Origin of the sequence: Aquiflexum gelatinilyticum (assembly GCF_024741135.1) — a bacterium.
Lineage (GTDB): Bacteria > Bacteroidota > Bacteroidia > Cytophagales > Cyclobacteriaceae > Cognataquiflexum > Cognataquiflexum gelatinilyticum.
Genome location: NZ_JANSUY010000001.1, coordinates 779,566 through 796,495 on the forward strand (window position 1 = coordinate 779,566; position 16,930 = coordinate 796,495).

General features: G+C 40.1%; 18 protein-coding genes. 6 read left to right on the top strand and 12 right to left on the bottom strand.

The window, feature by feature from the left end; genetic code table 11:
• Nucleotides 1-20: 20 nt before the first annotated feature.
• Complete coding sequence (locus NU887_RS03355; protein ID WP_420839709.1) at nt 21-3,182, bottom strand: VPS10 domain-containing protein; 3,162 nt, start codon at nt 3,180-3,182, stop codon at nt 21-23.
• Between the two features lie 391 nt (nt 3,183-3,573).
• Between NU887_RS03355 and NU887_RS03360 the strand changes: the two genes are divergently transcribed.
• The 3 genes from NU887_RS03360 to NU887_RS03370 all read left to right on the top strand — a co-directional run bounded on the left by NU887_RS03360 (nt 3,574) and on the right by NU887_RS03370 (nt 6,061).
• Nucleotides 3,574-4,734: a LysM peptidoglycan-binding domain-containing protein gene (locus tag NU887_RS03360; protein WP_258421932.1), complete on the top strand. Its 1,161-nt coding sequence runs from the start codon at nt 3,574-3,576 to the stop codon at nt 4,732-4,734.
• Nucleotides 4,735-4,920: 186 nt separating this feature from the next.
• Nucleotides 4,921-5,295, top strand: coding sequence for a hypothetical protein (locus NU887_RS03365; protein ID WP_338080962.1), 375 nt, complete (start codon nt 4,921-4,923; stop codon nt 5,293-5,295).
• 1 nt (nt 5,296) lies between these two features.
• Complete coding sequence (locus NU887_RS03370; protein ID WP_258421934.1) at nt 5,297-6,061, top strand: TIGR02757 family protein; 765 nt, start codon at nt 5,297-5,299, stop codon at nt 6,059-6,061.
• A 23-nt stretch (nt 6,062-6,084) separates the two neighbouring features.
• Here the strand turns inward: NU887_RS03370 and pyrE are convergent, their stop codons facing one another.
• Nucleotides 6,085-6,729, bottom strand: a complete 645-nt coding sequence (gene pyrE, locus NU887_RS03375; protein WP_258421935.1) for an orotate phosphoribosyltransferase — start codon at nt 6,727-6,729, stop codon at nt 6,085-6,087.
• Between the two features lie 107 nt (nt 6,730-6,836).
• On the opposite strand from pyrE, the gene NU887_RS03380 reads away from it, so the two are divergent.
• Nucleotides 6,837-7,520: an NUDIX hydrolase gene (locus NU887_RS03380; protein ID WP_258421936.1), complete on the top strand. Its 684-nt coding sequence runs from the start codon at nt 6,837-6,839 to the stop codon at nt 7,518-7,520.
• Here NU887_RS03380 and coaD read toward each other — a convergent pair.
• From coaD to NU887_RS03400, 4 genes are read right to left on the bottom strand one after another with little or no spacing between them, the layout of a single operon-like run.
• Nucleotides 7,511-7,966 carry a pantetheine-phosphate adenylyltransferase gene (gene coaD, locus NU887_RS03385; RefSeq protein ID WP_258421937.1) on the bottom strand — a complete coding sequence of 152 codons (456 nt, stop codon included), beginning with the start codon at nt 7,964-7,966 and terminating at the stop codon, nt 7,511-7,513. The genes NU887_RS03380 and coaD overlap by 10 nt on opposite strands.
• An 11-nt stretch (nt 7,967-7,977) precedes the next feature.
• Nucleotides 7,978-8,811, bottom strand: coding sequence for a DUF3822 family protein (locus NU887_RS03390; protein WP_258421938.1), 834 nt, complete (start codon nt 8,809-8,811; stop codon nt 7,978-7,980).
• 2 nt (nt 8,812-8,813) lie between these two features.
• Complete coding sequence (locus NU887_RS03395) at nt 8,814-9,395, bottom strand: hypothetical protein (RefSeq protein ID WP_258421939.1); 582 nt, start codon at nt 9,393-9,395, stop codon at nt 8,814-8,816.
• Nucleotides 9,396-9,447: 52 nt separating this feature from the next.
• Nucleotides 9,448-9,951, bottom strand: coding sequence for an NUDIX domain-containing protein (locus tag NU887_RS03400; RefSeq protein ID WP_258421940.1), 504 nt, complete (start codon nt 9,949-9,951; stop codon nt 9,448-9,450).
• A 25-nt stretch (nt 9,952-9,976) separates the two neighbouring features.
• On the opposite strand from NU887_RS03400, the gene NU887_RS03405 reads away from it, so the two are divergent.
• The gene (locus tag NU887_RS03405; protein ID WP_420839710.1) at nt 9,977-11,422 is read left to right on the top strand and encodes an ATP-dependent DNA helicase; all 1,446 of its coding nucleotides are present in this window, start codon (nt 9,977-9,979) and stop codon (nt 11,420-11,422) included.
• Between the two features lie 19 nt (nt 11,423-11,441).
• Entirely contained in the window at nt 11,442-11,828 is a 387-nt protein-coding gene (locus NU887_RS03410; RefSeq protein WP_258421942.1) for a DUF1573 domain-containing protein, read from the top strand.
• 64 nt (nt 11,829-11,892) lie between these two features.
• Here the strand turns inward: NU887_RS03410 and NU887_RS03415 are convergent, their stop codons facing one another.
• The 6 genes from NU887_RS03415 to NU887_RS03440 form a co-directional block, all read right to left on the bottom strand.
• Nucleotides 11,893-12,594 (bottom strand): DUF4377 domain-containing protein, encoded by a 702-nt coding sequence (locus NU887_RS03415; RefSeq protein WP_258421943.1) that lies wholly within the window; start codon nt 12,592-12,594, stop codon nt 11,893-11,895.
• A gap of 104 nt (nt 12,595-12,698) precedes the next feature.
• On the bottom strand, nt 12,699-13,400 hold the full coding sequence (locus NU887_RS03420) for an SGNH/GDSL hydrolase family protein (RefSeq protein WP_258421944.1): 702 nt from the start codon (nt 13,398-13,400) through the stop codon (nt 12,699-12,701).
• A gap of 7 nt (nt 13,401-13,407) precedes the next feature.
• The gene (locus tag NU887_RS03425) at nt 13,408-14,451 is read right to left on the bottom strand and encodes a S66 peptidase family protein (RefSeq protein ID WP_258421945.1); all 1,044 of its coding nucleotides are present in this window, start codon (nt 14,449-14,451) and stop codon (nt 13,408-13,410) included.
• A gap of 110 nt (nt 14,452-14,561) precedes the next feature.
• Entirely contained in the window at nt 14,562-15,866 is a 1,305-nt protein-coding gene (locus tag NU887_RS03430; protein WP_258421946.1) for a D-alanyl-D-alanine carboxypeptidase, read from the bottom strand.
• Between the two features lie 5 nt (nt 15,867-15,871).
• Nucleotides 15,872-16,252, bottom strand: coding sequence for a DUF423 domain-containing protein (locus NU887_RS03435; protein ID WP_258421947.1), 381 nt, complete (start codon nt 16,250-16,252; stop codon nt 15,872-15,874).
• A 2-nt stretch (nt 16,253-16,254) separates the two neighbouring features.
• Entirely contained in the window at nt 16,255-16,929 is a 675-nt protein-coding gene (locus NU887_RS03440) for a YggS family pyridoxal phosphate-dependent enzyme (RefSeq protein ID WP_258421948.1), read from the bottom strand.
• Nucleotide 16,930 lies beyond the last annotated feature (1 nt).

The window sequence follows — 16,930 nt, forward strand, 5'->3', positions numbered from 1 at the left end:
GTTTTAAGGATAAGTTGCTTTTACTTTATCTCAACTTTTTCGATTTCCTTGAAGATATCAATCTGAGTGGCTTTTGCTTTTTCCTCAAATTGCTTCCAGTCATTTTCGAAGAAATCAGTCCAGACTTTCATTGCGGACTCTGCACTTTCTTTAGCCTGTTGCAATAACCTCATTTCAGTTGGTCCAGGAGCAGAGTTTGAAGAATTGGCATAACTCCTTGGGGCATACAGCCTAGTCATGGTGCTTGGATAAAGGTTTCGCACAATTCCCTGGCCTTCTCTTGTTGGTCCGTAGAATTCTTCCCTTGTAGAATCCACTTTCTTTTTCGTTTCATTGGCTAATTTGACCAAAGCTTTCACTTCCTCATTATCCACATCTTTGGCATAAGCCAATAGCTTGTCTATAGTTTTTTTGGCATCATCCAATTGTCTGGTTGCTTTCATGACCTCTCCAGTAAGGGCCTCGGTCTGTTTGATAAATTCCTCTCTTGCTTTCAGGTCCGCCAAGTTTGGTTGGATTCTAGGGTCTGAATACACCATGATAGAAGTTTCGGCCGTGTCTTCTCCATATTTGAATACTATTTTATATTTGCCGGGTAATGCATCGCCGGCACTGGCTTCATAGAATCCACGGGACCTACCACCTTGGCCTCCGCCACCGCCACCAAATGAAGGTGTTTCAACTGAGGACTTTCTGTCAAGATTCCAAGAAACCCTATTTACTCCTTGATTTGGAAGTCGCTTGATTGTTCGGATCTGTTCACCTTGTTCATTGAAAATAGATACTACTACTGAATCAAGTTTTTCTTTGCCGGGATCATTGAGAATAAAACTCAACCTTCCGCCAAAATCCCTGTTTTCAGCTGCATATTTACCATCAGCAGGAAATCTTTCACCATGAGGTTGATGGATTTCTGCTTGGTAGGCATCAGGTGAGGAGATAGCGGTAAGCTTATTTGTAGGGGTTTTTCCCATATTTTTCGCAAATTCCCTTAAAGGTCTGATATCATCAAGGACATAAATTGACCTTCCAAAGGTTCCGATCACCAAGTCTGCTTCTCTTTCCTGAATGACCATATCATAGGTAGAAACAGCATTTGGATAACCATGTCGCCATTGGTTCCATGTTTTGGCATTGTCAAAACTCACATAAAGACCATATTCTGTTCCCAAGAAAACCAGATTTGGTTCAACAGGGTCTTGAACAATGGATAATGTATAACCCCAGACTTTGCTGTCATCAGCAATCCTTTCATAAGACGTACCATAGTTTTTGGTTCTATAGGCATATGCGGAGAAATCATTGTTCCTGTAGTTATTCGCAATGATCCAAGCTTCGCCTGCATCGTATTTGGAGGCTTGGATTTGAGGAATCCAGCTTGCTTTTGGAAGTCCGGTAAGCTTGGCTGCTGTATTGGTCCAGGTTTTTCCACCGTCTTTGGTTACCTGTACATTTCCGTCATCTGTACCAACCCATATCACATTTGGATCCACCGGGCTTGGAGCAATGGCAATGATGGTGGTATGATTTTCTGCGCCAGTCACATCAAAGGTTAAACCGCCTGTTTCTTGTTGCTTTTGTTTTTCAGGATCATTGGTAGTCAAATCTGGAGAAATAACCTCCCAGGTTTCGCCACGGTTACTGCTTTTGTGCAAAAACTGACTTCCATAATAAACCGTGGTGTTGCTATGGGGATCTTGCGCAATTGCCGCATTCCAGTTGAATCTCAAAAAGACATCCTTGTCAGGATGGGTCGGTCTGACAGTTCTTGTATGCCCTGTTTCTTTGTCATATCGTCCTACATTTCCTCCTTGGGACATGGCGTATCCGTATCTTGAATCAGCAGGATCTGGTACTACATCGAATCCATCGCCAAACATGATTTCTTGCCAGTAAGTGTTTCTGATCCCATCTCTTCTCCAAACATATGCTGGACCAACCCAGCTGCCATTGTCTTGAAGTCCGCCATAAATATTGTAAGGTACTTCATTGTCTACATTGACATGGTACCATTGCCCAACGGGAATATTTTCAGCAAAATACCAGGTTTTCCCTCCGTCACGGGTAATATTCAATCCCCCATCATTTCCATCAATCATCAATTTTGGATCGTTCGGATTGATATACCAAGCGTGGTGATCTGGATGAACACCCTCATAGGATAGCATTTGTGTAAATGAACGACCACCATCCTCACTTATTCCTACTCTTGAATATAGCGTATAGATACGGTCAGCATTCTTTGGATCTGCATGGATTTCAAAATAATAAAAAGGCCTGTCTCCGATCTCGGCTTTGTCATTGACCAACTTAAAGTTGCTTCCACCGTCCTCAGATACATATAATGCATTTTTGGAAGACTCAATCAAAGCATAAACCTTTTGACTGTTGGCTTTGGACATGGCCAGTCCCATTCTGCCAAGATCACCTTTTGGCAAACCATTTTTGTCATCCAGTTTTTTCCAGGTTTCTCCTCCGTCGATGGTAACATGAAGTCCTGAAGAAGGACCTCCTGATTTGAAAAACCAAGGATATCTTCTGTGTTCCCACATATTGACAAAAATCTTGTTGGGATTATTCGGATCCATGATCATTTCACCAACACCTGTTTTGGTATCTATGTAAAGGATTTTTTTCCAGGTTTTACCACCATCGGTGGTTTTGTACAGGCCACGGTCCTCCTGTTCTCCCCATGGAGAACCTATTGCCCCGACGTATACTGTATTGGGGTCATCAGGGTGCACGATGATCCTGTGGATAGCTTTGGTCTTCTCAAGTCCCATAGCCTGCCAAGTCTGTCCTGCATCCATGGATCGGTAAACACCAAGACCCATGTTGAGAGAGTTTCTTGGATTTCCTTCACCTGTTCCAACCCAAATGATGTTTGGGTTTTTTTGATAAATGGAAATTGCGCCAATAGAATGTACTTTTTCTTCATCAAATATCGGAGTCCAGGTGATTCCACCGGATGTGGATTTCCAAAGCCCACCTGACGCTGAACCGGCATAAATAATTTGAGGATTTTCATCAACCGCATCTATGGCTGTGATCCTACCGCTCATGGCAGCAGGCCCCACACTTCTGGCTTTCATGGATTTGAACTGATCCATGTCCACCTTCTGGGCAAACAACGCCGGTTGAAAGGGGAACATCAGCAGTATCAACAAACTCAGAAAGCCCATTTGGGTTAGTATTCTTTTTTTCATAGGGACAAATTTTGTTTTCTAGATATTAAATAAATCCAAATCATTCAGGTAAAATATTCTTTTGATACAAGGGGGGTAATGGTTTGATGGATGGAGGATTGATTTTTCCGTTGCCAAAATAATTACCGGCGGATTTCTTTATTCAAGGATCATATACAAGGAAATTGAATTTTGAAGGATTCCTAAACAAGTTTTTATTGAAGGAAAAAGATATTCCATTTTCATTTTTTTTGCCTTTATTCCTATAATAAACCTAAGTTTAACCGTTGATGATCCATGGGAAAGATTGTCCTTGGCAAGTGTAAGTTTCCTTGCAAATGAAAAAATAAATCTGAACTTTGTACGCAAATAAGTAGGTTACACATACATGAAGAAGATTGCAATTTTAGGATTTTGTCTGGCTTTTGGGTTTCAGGTCAATGCAAAAGAATTAGTATCAAGGGACTCAGTAGGGATCGAAAAGGTAGGGGATAAGACATTTATCATCCACTTGGTTGAGGAAAAGGAAACACTTTTTGGGATATCAAGAAGGTATCAAGTAGCAGTCAACGATGTTGTCGAAAGCAACCCGCTTCTTTCTGAAGGAATAAAAATAGGTCAACGTATCAGAATTCCTTTTATCACAAAATCAGCAATTCCTTCGGGTTCAACACTTCATAAAGTAATTCCCGGAGAAACAATGTTTTCTATTTCAAAAAAATATGGGGTATCTGTAAATGATATTTTGAGCTGGAACAGCCTCCAAGGAGCTGACCTGAGTGTGGGACAATCTCTTGTAATCAAAGGTGTAGAGCCAAAACCAGCGCCTATGCAGGCGGAAACTTTACCTGCTGCACTACCCAAGGAGCAAAAAACAACTCCTGCTGTAACCACGACTCCTGCTCCGGCAAAAACAATAACAGAAGCCAAGCCTGAAATAAAAAAAGAGCCTATACCTGCGTCGACAAACTCAACAGCTCCTGTAAAGACGAATATTAATACAAATTTGCCAGGTGATTGGATAACCCATACAGTGGTTCAGGGAGAAACACTTTTTTCCATTTCTCAAAAATATAATGCTAACGTAAAAGATATCCAATCTTGGAATGGATTGGGCTCAAACAGCATTTCGATAGGGCAAAAACTCAAAGTAGGGAGAGAAGCAAATTCAAACGTTCCGGTGGTCACTTCCTCCGTTCCTGTTATCATCAACAATGAGAAAACCAATGCCACATTGAGTACTACAAAATCAGCGGAAAGTAACTCTGAGGCAAGTACTGCTTATAAAAACATCAAAGAAACAGGATTAGCTGAAGTCATAGAGGGAACAGCCAACCATAAAAAATACCTTGTCTTACACAAGGAAGCTCCTGTGGGTACCATCATGAGAGTAAGGAACGAGGAAAATGACATCACTATTTTTGCAAGGGTGGTGGGAAAACTTCCGGATACAGGCGACAACAGCAAGCTAGTGGTGAAGTTGTCAAAAGCAGCATATGACCAACTTAGAGCGGTTAATCCAAGATTTCCGGTTGAGGTTTCTTATTGATATTGCATGAACAAATTCCAACTGATATTCCATCATTTTTTCAGGTTCATATGGAACACAATATTTGTGTTGACATATCCCATTTTGGCTTCATTTGGATTGGTCTTTATCGGGATAACATACATTTTTTCCTTATTGTCGCGTATTCTTGCCGGAATTAGAAAAGGTAAAAAAACTGAAATTCTAATGAACTCTGATTGGCTTGTTTTGCCTCAGACAGATGGTTTGTTGGAGGCTAAAATGTATAAACAAATCATGTTTGGACCATCTTGCTTTCAGTTAAGAAGGATAGACGGAGTGCCCTCAGTCCTTCAGGACCATTATTTTGGGAATAAGGTCAGGTTCATCGAAGAGGGTATTATACTTGAGAAATGGAACAGCACTGATTCCAAGGAATTGCCTGATTTTGATATCTGCCTTTATAATCCTGATGAAGACAGCCTTACTTCCCTGACCAACATTAAATGTTTTGATTGGCATCTATCCGAAAAAGAAAACAATAATCTTTCTTTTAAATGGTTTGATGGTATTCAGGGCGGAGAGGTCAAAGTGGCACTCTAAGATGGATCTAAAATCTTTTTTGGATCAAAAAACAGATCAATACAATAGGTTGGGATTTATTGAGCTCGACCCTATTTCTATCCCACACCGATATACTGGCAAACAGGACATTGAAATAGCGGGATTTTTTGCAGCCACCTTGGCTTGGGGCCAGCGAAAAACCATCATCAGCAAATGCCTTCAGTTATTGGAAATGATGGATCATTCGCCATATCAATTCATGATTCATCATTCTGAATCAGACCTGAAGCCTTTTTTGAATTTCAAGCACCGAACTTTCAATGATCTGGATACGCTGTATTTTATTCAGTTTTTCTCTTCGTTTTACAAAGAACATCAATCATTAGAAAGTGCTTTTGTCATTGGATGGAATGAAGATGTAGAAATCATGTCAATTCTTTTGAAGAATTTTCATCAGTATTTCTTCCGGCATCCATTTGCTCCAAACAGAACCAAAAAGCATGTCGCCACTCCTGATCGAAATTCTGCTTGTAAGCGGTTGAATATGTTTTTAAGATGGATGGTGAGAAAAGATGAGAAAAGGGTGGATTTTGGACTTTGGAATACCATCCAACCCTATCAGCTGATTTGCCCTTGCGATCTACATGTAGATAGGGTAGCAAGAAAATTGGGATTGATTACCAGAAAGCAGACGGATTGGGGTACTGCCTTGGAACTTACCAAAAAGCTCAGAGAGTTTGATCCCGTTGATCCTGTAAAATATGACTTTGCCTTGTTTGGATTGGGAGTAGAGGAGAAGTTTTAAAAATCTTCCCCTCAAATCTATTTTTATTTAGGCCATTCAGCCGGATTTTTTCTCCATTCTACAAGAGAGGCTAATGTATAGTCATCAATAAAATCATCTGCAAGAGCCTGGGGAAGCATTGAAGAATAATCACTTAGACAAACCAATTTCACTCCTGCCTCCTCAAAGTTTTGCTTGGCTACATCAAATCCATATGTGAAAATCGCCATCATTCCCAAAACCTCAAAACCGGCAGCTTTCAAGTCTGCCACAGCCTTCAAAGAGCTTCCGCCGGTGGATACCAGGTCTTCGATGACTACTACTTTTTGACCGGGAGTGACTTTTCCCTCAATCATATTTTCCATTCCGTGTCCTTTGGCCTTGGATCTTACATACAAAAAAGGAAGATCCATTTTGTCGGCAAGAAGGGCACCTTGTGGTATGCCGGCTGTTGCTACTCCTGCAATGGCTTCCACATTGGGGAAATATTCCTGTATCGCTTCAATGAGCTTGTTTTTGATGAATTTCCTGACTTTTGGATAGGATAAGGCTAACCTGTTGTCACAATAGATCGGAGATTTCCATCCCGAAGCCCATGTAAAGGGATTGTTTGGCTGAAGTCTGATTGCCTCAATTTCCAAAAGCTTTGCAGCCACTTCTGAGGCTGTTTTTTTGTCAAATATTTCCATGGTCTAAAATTAAGGTATAAATTCCAAGCGGGGATTGTGCAGGCTTAAAAATTTTATGCATTTTTGGCCAACTTACATTCAAAACCGAGGAACAGGATTTTCATCAAATGAGAATTTTCATCAACGACAAACCACTTGAGCTTTTTACTCCTGAGGAACTTCCAAAAGACAGAACTTTTGAAGTAGTATATGACCACCCCGCTGATATTCCCGGTACAGGAGAATTTCACGATGATGTGTTGATAGTCGAACCATCCAAAGATGTGATCATCAAATTACTTTATCTGCTAAGAACAAGAAAACTCAAAAACCTCGATTCTGTCAGCCTTGTCTGTAATGATAAACCCGCGATGAAATCATTTATCAAAAGCAGGTTTACTGTCATTAAGGCTGCAGGAGGTATCGTGGTCAAAGATGATAAGGCACTTTTCATTTTCAGGTTGGGCAAATGGGATTTGCCAAAAGGAAAATTTGACAAAGGAGAAACTCCCGCTCAATGCGCTCTCAGAGAAGTAGAAGAGGAGTGTGGTATCAAAGTCAAACTTGGACCCAAAATCATCAATACTTGGCATACCTATACCCAAGACAGGAAAAGTATCTTGAAAAAGACATATTGGTATGTTATGGAAAGTACCAATGATTCAGGCATGAAACCTCAGAAAGAAGAGGGAATCGTTGACATAAGATGGATGGGACATCAGGAAGCAAAAACAGCCTTAGTCAATTCCTATCCTTCTATGCGGTATTTATATAAGCAATTTTTGAAAATTATCCCTAAAATTCACAATTGATAGGGAAGATATTCTGATACATCCCCATTGTATCGGTGGACTTCACGGATGATGGTAGAACTCACAGCAGCATACTTGGATGAAGTGATCAGAAAAACAGTCTCCAAATCAGGATTGAGGTTGCGGTTCATCTGGCTGATAGTATTTTCATATTCAAAATCAATTATATTTCTTAATCCTCTGACCAAAAAATTTGCTCCTTGGGTTTTTGCAAGTGATGAGGTGAGTTCATTATATACCAAAACTTTTACCCTATCATTTCCAACATAAAGACTGCTGATTTTTTCCACCATTATGTCAATTTCGAAATACCTGTTTTTTTTGGCAGAATTGTAACCGATAGCAACGATTACCTCATCAAAAAGCTTCAGACTCCTTAAAACAATATCATGGTGGCCTTTGGTAAAAGGATCAAATGAACCTGGAAACAGGGCAATTTTTTTCATCTGTTGTTAGTTTAGGGTAATTCCCAATAGGATTCAAATATCTCAGGTTTTTGAAAAATCTCGGCACCTTCATGGTACTGGATATTTGAAAATGGGGTAGAGATTTTAAAATTTTTGAAATATAAATTCCCCCAAAGTTCATCAATGCCATAACGCATAGAATCACCAAACACTGAAATCCGACAAAAAGCCCTATTGAAATTGAGTTGATGTACCACTCCAAATAAGTATTTTAAAAAATCTTCTTTGTTTTGAATTTCAAATTTATTGAATAACGATAGTTCTTGATTGGTGAAAGCTATTAGGTAGAAAAATCCTTTTTGTACCAAAACCATGATTTCTTGGTTAAGTAAGTTGAATTTTTCTTTTACTGCAAAGGAAAGGAAGGAGGAAGCACCGTGGTGGAAAGTGATATCTGATTTGTCTTGAGACAATATATCAGCCAAGTCTTTATGAATGCTACCTACTAAATGGAGGTTATTGCTCGAAAGTGTGGTTTCGAATACATGGGTGTTTTCCTTTGGTTTTTCGGCAAAAAAAAGAAAAATCGAAGACAAAGAACTTTCAAACACTACTCCAGGTACCAAAGAAAATGAGGCAAGGTGATTAAAAACTTTGATTGGAACGTCAAGTTTAAGTAGTTTTTCGTCCTTTAGTTTGAAAGCCAAAAGCCTTGGACTCTCGAAAGATTGGCTATGAATGGCTAAAATCTTCCCGTTTTGGTCTTTGGCAAAATAAAAATAAAAACCATCAAATAAGAAAAGCGATAAACTTGACACCGCTTGGGCATCAAATTTATCGCATTGAATTTTTTGTTGGATACTATATTCAGTCTGGATGGCCAAAATTACTCCCAGTTACCTGAAGTAGAAGAATCAGTTCTAGATCCAACTCGAAGTGCTTTTTCTTTGTTGTTCAGTCTTCTTTTGGGGTTGATTGGATCAGGATCCCTAATTTCGAATACAGGGATTTCTCTTTGGGTTCTTTCTACTTTGTCAGCAAAAAACTCGAACTGCTTTCCGCCTGAACCCGGCACAATATGCATGTTATCAATATTGAAATTCGGATATTTCCTTTCATTGAACAAGGAATCAATTACTTCCACGGATCCTAGGGTGTCATATTGAACCGAAATTTCTTCTTTACCGTATTCAAGAAGTTTGGTTGTTTCGGTTCTTTGAACAAGCCAGATTTTACCCTCTTCGATAAATTTCTTTAAATCATTCCAGTTTCCGGCATATACGCCGTTTGATGCCAAATATGCGACTTGGGCATCTCTGAGCATCTGAAGTTTTTCGATAATCCTAGCTTCGGTAGCTATGATCAGTTTTTCTTGCTGCATTACATCGTCCACACTTTTGTAGAGGAAATACCCAAGGGCAAGAGCGGAAATTAAGAAGACAATCGATAAAATTCTGGATAGTGTCATTTTTTGGATTGATTAGAACTTTTAATTAGGTTGATGGTGTATAATCAAGATGCTATTTTATAGAATTATTTTCAAAATTAAAATAACCTTTCCATAATCTCGCATCATTCACGGATTTTATTCCCCAAAAAAGGCGGTGTTTCTCCTCATTTTTGATGGATGACAATATATCGATGTCGAGAAACTGTATTTCAGTGATCAACTGCTTGTCATTTGGCAGCTCCGGATCTTTGCCAATTATCAGTTTTCCTCCTGTTTGCCTCACTTCAAAATAAAGTTCAACCGCATGGAGTGGTGGATTTAAATATTCGTAATTGCATAAAAAATTTTCAACAGATATTTCAATACCTGTTTCTTCAAGAAATTCCCGCTTTAAGTTTTCGCTGCTTGAGCTACCATATTTCATTCCTCCTCCAGGGACATTCCAAAAGTACTTTCCGTTACCCATGTCATGTTTGATCATCAGGATTTTTTCATCATGTATCAAAACCCCATTGACTCTTGTCCTCAACCTGCCCCCAAATTTCTCATGAACTTCCTTTTCCGAAATTGTCATATTAGCCTTAGCTTCGTCTCTGATGATGGGTAAAGATAATCAAGACACTTTAAAGCCTTCCGCCTTATTAAAAAGAAATTTTCCTTTTGAGCCTACATCGGGTCAAATGGATTTTTTCATGCATATGGATGGATTTTTAACCCTAAAGTCTGCCGGAAGTAAGACTTTTTTGCTAAGGGGATATGCCGGTACGGGAAAAACATCCCTTGTTTCTGCCTTGGTCAAAACCCTCCCTAGGATCAAACTCAAATCACTTTTGCTTGCACCCACAGGAAGGGCAGCCAAAGTTATGGGAAACTACAGCAATAAAGCAGCATTTACCATCCACAAAATCATCTATAAGCCTAAAGGGGAGGCGGGTGATTTGGGACAGGGATTTTTGCTTCAGAAAAATTATTTCAAAGATACGCTGTTTATTGTCGATGAGGCTTCCATGCTTTCCGATGATTCCACCTCAGGGCGGAGTTTGTTGCGGGATTTGATCCAATTTATATTTCAGGAATCAAGCAATCTTTTAATATTGGTTGGAGACATTGCCCAATTGCCCCCTGTGGGAAGTTCATCAAGTCCTGGATTGGATAAAGATTACTTAGTCAGAAACTTCAGACTAGAGGTAAATGAAGTGGAGTTGAAGGAGGTAATGCGGCAGCAGTTGACTTCGGGGATTCTATATAATGCCACACAACTTAGACAAACACTCACCAAAGAAACACCTTCTGTTGAAATGGTGACTTCAGGGTTCAGGGATTTTTATAGGATGACCGGGGAAAGATTGGAAGATGGTCTTCGGTATGCCTATGAAAAATACGGGATCGAAAATACAACGATCATTACCAGATCAAATAAATCTGCCGTCCAATACAATCAATATATAAGAAGGACCATTCACTTTTACGAGGATGAAATAGCTGCCGGAGACATGCTCATGATAGTCAAAAACAATTACGTGTACATGGCAGAATCCGAGAAAGTGAACTTTCTTGCAAACGGCGATTTTGCTGAGGTAGTCAAAATCAGGTCATTTGAAGAAATGTATGGTCTGAGATTTGCTACCTTGGAATTGAGGCTTATCGATTATCCCGATGAACCTTATTTTGAAGCAAAAGTAGTCCTTGATACCTTGTATAGCCCACATCCCGCTTTGAGTCCGGACCAATACAGGGAATTGTACAGACAGGTTTCGGAAGATTATGCAGATGTTGCAAACAAGACTGAAAGAATGGAATTGATAAAAAAAGATTCTTATCTTTCGGCCTTACAGGTCAAGTTTGCGTATGCATTGACGTGTCATAAAGCACAGGGTGGACAGTGGGATGCCGTATTTGTAGATCAGGGTTATCTGACCGAAGACATGGTAAATCAAGACTATATCCGATGGCTTTATACAGCAATGACGAGGGCAAAGAAAGAGCTGTTTATGGTGAACTTTCATCCGAAATTTTACCTTAATGTAAATGATTTAGAAGTATAACAACTAAATACAATTAAAAATGAAAAAGACCCTTTTATTCGTGGTGGCTGTCCTGATGACATTCACCGTTTACTCGCAAGATCAAAAAGGACCCGTAATCGAGTTCCAAGTCAAAGAAAAAGACTTTGGCAGCATTACCCAAGGTGACAAAGTGGAGCATGTCTTTACTTTTAAGAACACGGGGGATTCACCTCTCAAAATCCAAAATGTGGCAGTTACATGTGGTTGTACCGCTCCAAACTGGCCTAAGGATGCCATTGCTCCCGGAGCAACGGGAGAGCTGAAAGTAGTCTATAACTCTGCAGGAAAAATGGGAACACAAAATCCTATTATCAGGATCTATTCCAATGCTTCAGAACCTATCGAAAAGGTATCTTTGAAAGTAAATGTGCTTCCTAAAACCTAAGTGATTTTAAATATCAAATGTAAAGCCGATAGCAAAGAATGCTATCGGCTTTTTTTATGATTTTTTAATCCGCTTTTCGTAATATCATCAAACGAGTGCCGTCACTTGTGTTTAAATAAAGCCTGTTGTTTTCAATCTTGTATTTTTTGACCTTTTCCAGTGCCTGAGTCACCCCCCTTTCCAAAATCATTTCTGTTTGGGAACATGCCATCATGGTACTCAACAGGTTTCCAAATTCAATCTCTGTCTCTGTCAATTTGGAAATAAAGCCTCTTATGGTATTGCAGCCTGAAAATCCTAAAACACCTCTTTCCGCGGCATTTAACTCTATGGTCAACGCTTTCCCCATTCCCTTTGGGTTTTGGATTTCGCCAAGACTTTCCACTTTCCAGATACCAGTAATGCTTAAAGTAAGGTCTGGTTTCTCAGAAATTACCTCTATCAAAGTGTACCTGAGACTTGATGCATCTGCTGGAATGGGGGGAGGGAGTTGCTCTACCCTAACTTTGATGCGGTATATGTTACCTGGCTTGTACTCAAAACCTTCAATATTGCTGTAGAAATTATTCCATTTTCCATCTTCAATTTCCGGACTTTCCTGTATCTGAAGGCAAGTCATCGGGCCAACTCCCTGACAAGGAAGTTTTGTGCTGTTTATCCAAAATACTTTTTCTTCTGTATTTTGGTTTTCAGATAATTTAGTGGATTTGCAGGAATATATTGTAATGAGAAATATTCCAAAAGAGAAGATCAGAAGACGTTTCATTTTTATGCTATTTGGTTTGTTCTTGATCCAAGACGAAGGTTACCACTCTTTTAATTGAAGATTTTACCCTTCAGAAAGTTAAAAAGTCCTAAATGCGATTTTCCTTAGAAGGTCATATCAGTGAGAATCACTTTTGCCAGTTTCTCTGCCCAAGATTTGTAAACCAATTCACTTGGATGGAGCTTGTCTTCGACGACCATTTCGGGCAAAGCGCCTATTTTTCTATATTCTTCCGTGATATTGATGTAATACACGCCCAATTCTTTGGAAATTCGTTCTTTGGCCATATTGTAAGCATCAATTTCCTTGGCTACTTTTTCCCTGTCTGTACCCCTGTCAGTTGCAAAAGGAGTAACTCCCCAATCGGGAATGGAAATAACCACGACATGCTTTGGGTTTCCTTTGGCAAATCGAATGGCTTTGGTCAGCATTTTCCTGAATTCAGTCTCGTAATCAGAGACAGGTCGCCCCCTGTATTGGTTGTTGACTCCGATCAAAAGCGTGACCAAATCATAGGTTTTTCCTTGGATCCCTCCTGCCTCAATACCTTGGTCCAATTCGTCTGTCGTCCACCCGGTTTTTGCTATGATGGTTGGTTTATCAAAAATCAGACCTTTTGATTTCAGGATTTCTACAGCTTGGTTTGGGTATCTTCCTGATTCTTCGACTCCCTCACCTATTGTATAGGAATCCCCCAAAGCCAGATAGGTGTATGTTTTTTCTTCCATTATATCTGTTTTTTCTTTTTCTATGCAGCCTAGATAAAGGCCTGAAATCATTAAAATAATGAGTGCGAATGGTTTCATGTAAAGATTATTTAGATTTAAAAATACCTTCAGTCAAGGTAAATGTCCCAGCATCAGCATCCATTTCAACATTTGCGCCGCAGGGAACAATAAACTGCTTCGCAACATGCCCGATCATCGCACCTCGGTAGGATGGAATATTCAAAGGAAGGATATAGTCATCCAAAATATCATCCAAAGTCAGCGAACCATATCCTCCTCCGGGATTGCAATCCGTACATTGCCCAAAAATGAATCCTTTGATCTTGGACAATGTCCCGTTGAGTTTTAATGTGCTAAACATCCTGTCGATCTTATATGGATCTTCTCCGATATCTTCAACAAAAAGGATAGCATCTTTGAAATCAGGATAATAAGGTGTCCCGGACAAGGAACTCAACACGGTGAGGTTTCCACCCATGATCTTTCCCGAAGCTTTACCTCCCATTAGGGTTTGGATTCTGTTTTGCTTCACGATTAAGTCGTCACCTTTTATTTGTTCATTTTGAAAAACAGGCAGTGTTTTTTCAAAAAATATTTGATCGAATTGGGTGACATTAAAATTGTTCCAGCTTCCGGTACCGTTAGGTCCATGGAAAGTGATCAAACCTGTCTGTGAATGGATGGCACAATGCAAGGCCGTGATATCAGAGTAACCCATTATAGGTTTTGGGTTCTTTTTGATCACTTCATAATCGATCAGGTCCAGGATTCTCGCAGCGCCCGAACCTCCCCGAATGCAGATGATGGCTTTGACTTCCGGATTGGCAAACATTCCGTTGAGGTCATCCGCGCGCTCCTGATCTGAACCTGCAAGGTGGCCTCTCCGGTTTTTGAGGTTTTCCCCAAGTTTAACCTGAAGGCCTAAAGCTTCCAAAGACTCTTTTGCAAATTCAAACTGAATACGCTCTGAGGTAGCGGCAGAAGGACTGATCAAACCGACCAAATCACCTTTACCAAATGGCATTGGATGAAGACTTTTTTTCGGGTCCTCAGATTTGGGAAGGAAAGAAACAAGAGGTAAAGTACCGACACCAAGGAGGGCTGATTTTATAAAGTGGCGTTTGTTCATTGAATTGAGGTTATTTTGTTTGAGATTAAATCTCTTTATTCTAAGCTATTGATAAGTAACTTTTTTTCCAAAATGAGAAATATCTAGAAAACGAAATTGGATGTAAGAGTTTAGAATTTCTCCTTGATATACAACATGACCTTTTCCATCTCTCTCCGTACTTCCGGGGCTTTGTTGAGGTAGTTGTTATTCATAAAGGCAAATGCATACACCTTTCCTGAGTCAACTTTGATATAGCCCACAAGGGCATGGTTGTTGGCCACGGTACCTGTCTTTGCAAAGATGTAAGGAGTTCGTGCTTTGTAATTGTTTTTCAATGTGCCGCTGATACCACCCTGAGGGAGGAGTTGCATGACCTGATTTCTCGACATCTCTTTTTCTATTTTGACCAAAAGGGAAACCATCGAACGCGGCGTAATCAGGTTATGCCGGGAAAGACCCGAACCATCCACCCATTTTGGTCTGTCAGCAAGATCCGACAAATAAGTTTTCTGAATATATTCAATAATTCTTTCCGAATTAAGGTCCAAAAACTGTTTGTCAGACATCATCAAGAGCAGCTGCTCGGCAATGAAATTGTCACTTTCCTGAAGCATTTCTATCCAAAGCGGTTCAAGGGCTGCTCCATAAAACACCTGATGATCCATTGGGAGACTTTCACCCGCAACAGTGATGCTTTTTTTCAGTCCTTCCCCAGCTAAAAATGCAAATGTCTCAGCCGAAGTGATAAAAGGGATTTCAGACTTGGTTTCTGTATAAGTGTCGGGATTGAAATAAAAGGCATTCTCATGCAATTGCCTTTCTACGCCTTTGTTTGTTTTATCCGGGTTGATGGAGACTTTCCCAAAAGAGGGGATATTGGCCTTGGGGACCCTTTTTTGATTCAAGAAAGTGACAAAATTTCCATAGATGGGAAATGGGGATTTCTCGACAGAATAGGAATAATAATAATCGTCCCATTGCCAACCGTAGCCAAAAGCTTCGTCTTTCCAGTTTTTGTCAGAGAAATTGATGGTATCAAATTTTGTAAGAAATTCATCGATATCAGGTTGTGGGAGTTTACTGTATTTCCATCCCGGATAGCCTGTTCCCCAAATTGTAATTTTCTTTCCGTTTTCTACATAGCGGAATGCAGGTAGGCTGTCATTCAGCAGCATGATACTTCCATAGAAAGTCAGGAGTTTCGTGGTGGAAGCCGGGATGAAATTCATATGGCTGTTTTTTTCAAAAATGACCCTTTGGCTGTCCGGTTCAAAAAGAATGAATCCTGTCAGGTGATTTCCAAAAAATGATTTCTCATTGAGAAGACTATCCAAGCCAGCGTATTTAGCCCTGAAATCAGCTTCTTGTCCCCAAAGAGGGGAGAGGAAGAACAATGCGATGAATAACGGGAGGATGGTTTTTTTAATTTCCATTGAAATCAGATTCCTTGTTTTTTTCCTGCCCAAAACAAAAACAACCAACCCACAATAAACGCAACTCCGCCCAAAGGCGTAATGGCGCCAAGCCAAGTGATTCCGGTCAGTGAAAGGACATACAGCGAACCTGAAAAAATGAGGATTCCTAATAGAAAGGACCACATGGCTTTCACTAATATTTTTCTTTCTGGTTGAAAATGATACCAAACAGCTACTGCCAATATGGTCAAGGCGTGGTAAAAATGATATTTGACGGCCGTTTCAAAGGTGTCCGACCTTCCATTGTATTCCAAAATCGGCTCCAAACCATGTGCACCAAATGCCCCAATGCCAACTGCAAGTGCTCCAACTATAGCAGCTATCTGAATAAAATTAACTTTCATCTTTATTTGTATTCTCTTTCGCCAAAAATGGCAGTTCCGATCCTGACCATGGTACTCCCTTCTTCCTGCGCAATGATATAATCCCCGCTCATACCCATGGAGATTTCCTTCAAATCAAAGTTTGACGGAAGCTCCTTGGATTTTAATTTGTCGAATATTGATTTCAAAAACCGGAATTCCTGCCTTATAACATCCTCCTTGTCTGTAAAAGTTGCCATGCCCATTAATCCGATTATTTTCACATTGGAAAGGGATTTTATTTCCTCACTTTGGACGAGTTGCTCCAGTTCATTTTCGTCAAGGCCAAACTTGCTATCTTCCTTTGCGATGTAAACCTGTAGTAGACAATGGATAACCCTGTCTGCTTTTTCAGCCTGTTTGTTGATTTCTGTGAGGAGCTTCAGGGAATCCACGCCATGGATCAGATATATGAACGGGGCAATGTACTTTACTTTATTGCTCTGAAGGTGTCCGATAAAGTGCCAACGGATATCCTTGGGAAGCACAGCTTGTTTTTCTTCCAGTTCCTGTACTTTGTTTTCCCCAAAATCCCTAACTCCAAGGTCATATGCTACCCTGATGGCATCTACGGGATGGGTCTTACTGACTGCCACCAAAAGACAATGTGGATTGACAAATGTATTTTTTAATGATAGGAGGTTTTCTTTGATACTCATT

What these genes read in the sequence shown, in the direction of transcription:
- NU887_RS03430 (WP_258421946.1), bottom strand. Translation starts at nt 15,866, where the DNA reads ATGGAAATTAAAAAAACCATCCTCCCGTTATTCATCGCATTGTTCTTC.
- NU887_RS03355 (WP_420839709.1), bottom strand. Translation starts at nt 3,182, where the DNA reads ATGGGCTTTCTGAGTTTGTTGATACTGCTGATGTTCCCCTTTCAACCG.
- NU887_RS03400 (WP_258421940.1), bottom strand. Translation starts at nt 9,951, where the DNA reads ATGACAATTTCGGAAAAGGAAGTTCATGAGAAATTTGGGGGCAGGTTG.
- coaD (WP_258421937.1), bottom strand. Translation starts at nt 7,966, where the DNA reads ATGAAAAAAATTGCCCTGTTTCCAGGTTCATTTGATCCTTTTACCAAA.
- pyrE (WP_258421935.1), bottom strand. Translation starts at nt 6,729, where the DNA reads ATGGAAATATTTGACAAAAAAACAGCCTCAGAAGTGGCTGCAAAGCTT.
- NU887_RS03360 (WP_258421932.1), top strand. Translation starts at nt 3,574, where the DNA reads ATGAAGAAGATTGCAATTTTAGGATTTTGTCTGGCTTTTGGGTTTCAG.
- NU887_RS03395 (WP_258421939.1), bottom strand. Translation starts at nt 9,395, where the DNA reads ATGACACTATCCAGAATTTTATCGATTGTCTTCTTAATTTCCGCTCTT.
- NU887_RS03370 (WP_258421934.1), top strand. Translation starts at nt 5,297, where the DNA reads ATGGATCTAAAATCTTTTTTGGATCAAAAAACAGATCAATACAATAGG.
- NU887_RS03365 (WP_338080962.1), top strand. Translation starts at nt 4,921, where the DNA reads ATGAACTCTGATTGGCTTGTTTTGCCTCAGACAGATGGTTTGTTGGAG.
- NU887_RS03420 (WP_258421944.1), bottom strand. Translation starts at nt 13,400, where the DNA reads ATGAAACCATTCGCACTCATTATTTTAATGATTTCAGGCCTTTATCTA.
- NU887_RS03435 (WP_258421947.1), bottom strand. Translation starts at nt 16,252, where the DNA reads ATGAAAGTTAATTTTATTCAGATAGCTGCTATAGTTGGAGCACTTGCA.
- NU887_RS03440 (WP_258421948.1), bottom strand. Translation starts at nt 16,929, where the DNA reads ATGAGTATCAAAGAAAACCTCCTATCATTAAAAAATACATTTGTCAAT.
- NU887_RS03425 (WP_258421945.1), bottom strand. Translation starts at nt 14,451, where the DNA reads ATGAACAAACGCCACTTTATAAAATCAGCCCTCCTTGGTGTCGGTACT.
- NU887_RS03380 (WP_258421936.1), top strand. Translation starts at nt 6,837, where the DNA reads ATGAGAATTTTCATCAACGACAAACCACTTGAGCTTTTTACTCCTGAG.
- NU887_RS03410 (WP_258421942.1), top strand. Translation starts at nt 11,442, where the DNA reads ATGAAAAAGACCCTTTTATTCGTGGTGGCTGTCCTGATGACATTCACC.
- NU887_RS03415 (WP_258421943.1), bottom strand. Translation starts at nt 12,594, where the DNA reads ATGAAACGTCTTCTGATCTTCTCTTTTGGAATATTTCTCATTACAATA.
- NU887_RS03405 (WP_420839710.1), top strand. Translation starts at nt 9,977, where the DNA reads ATGGGTAAAGATAATCAAGACACTTTAAAGCCTTCCGCCTTATTAAAA.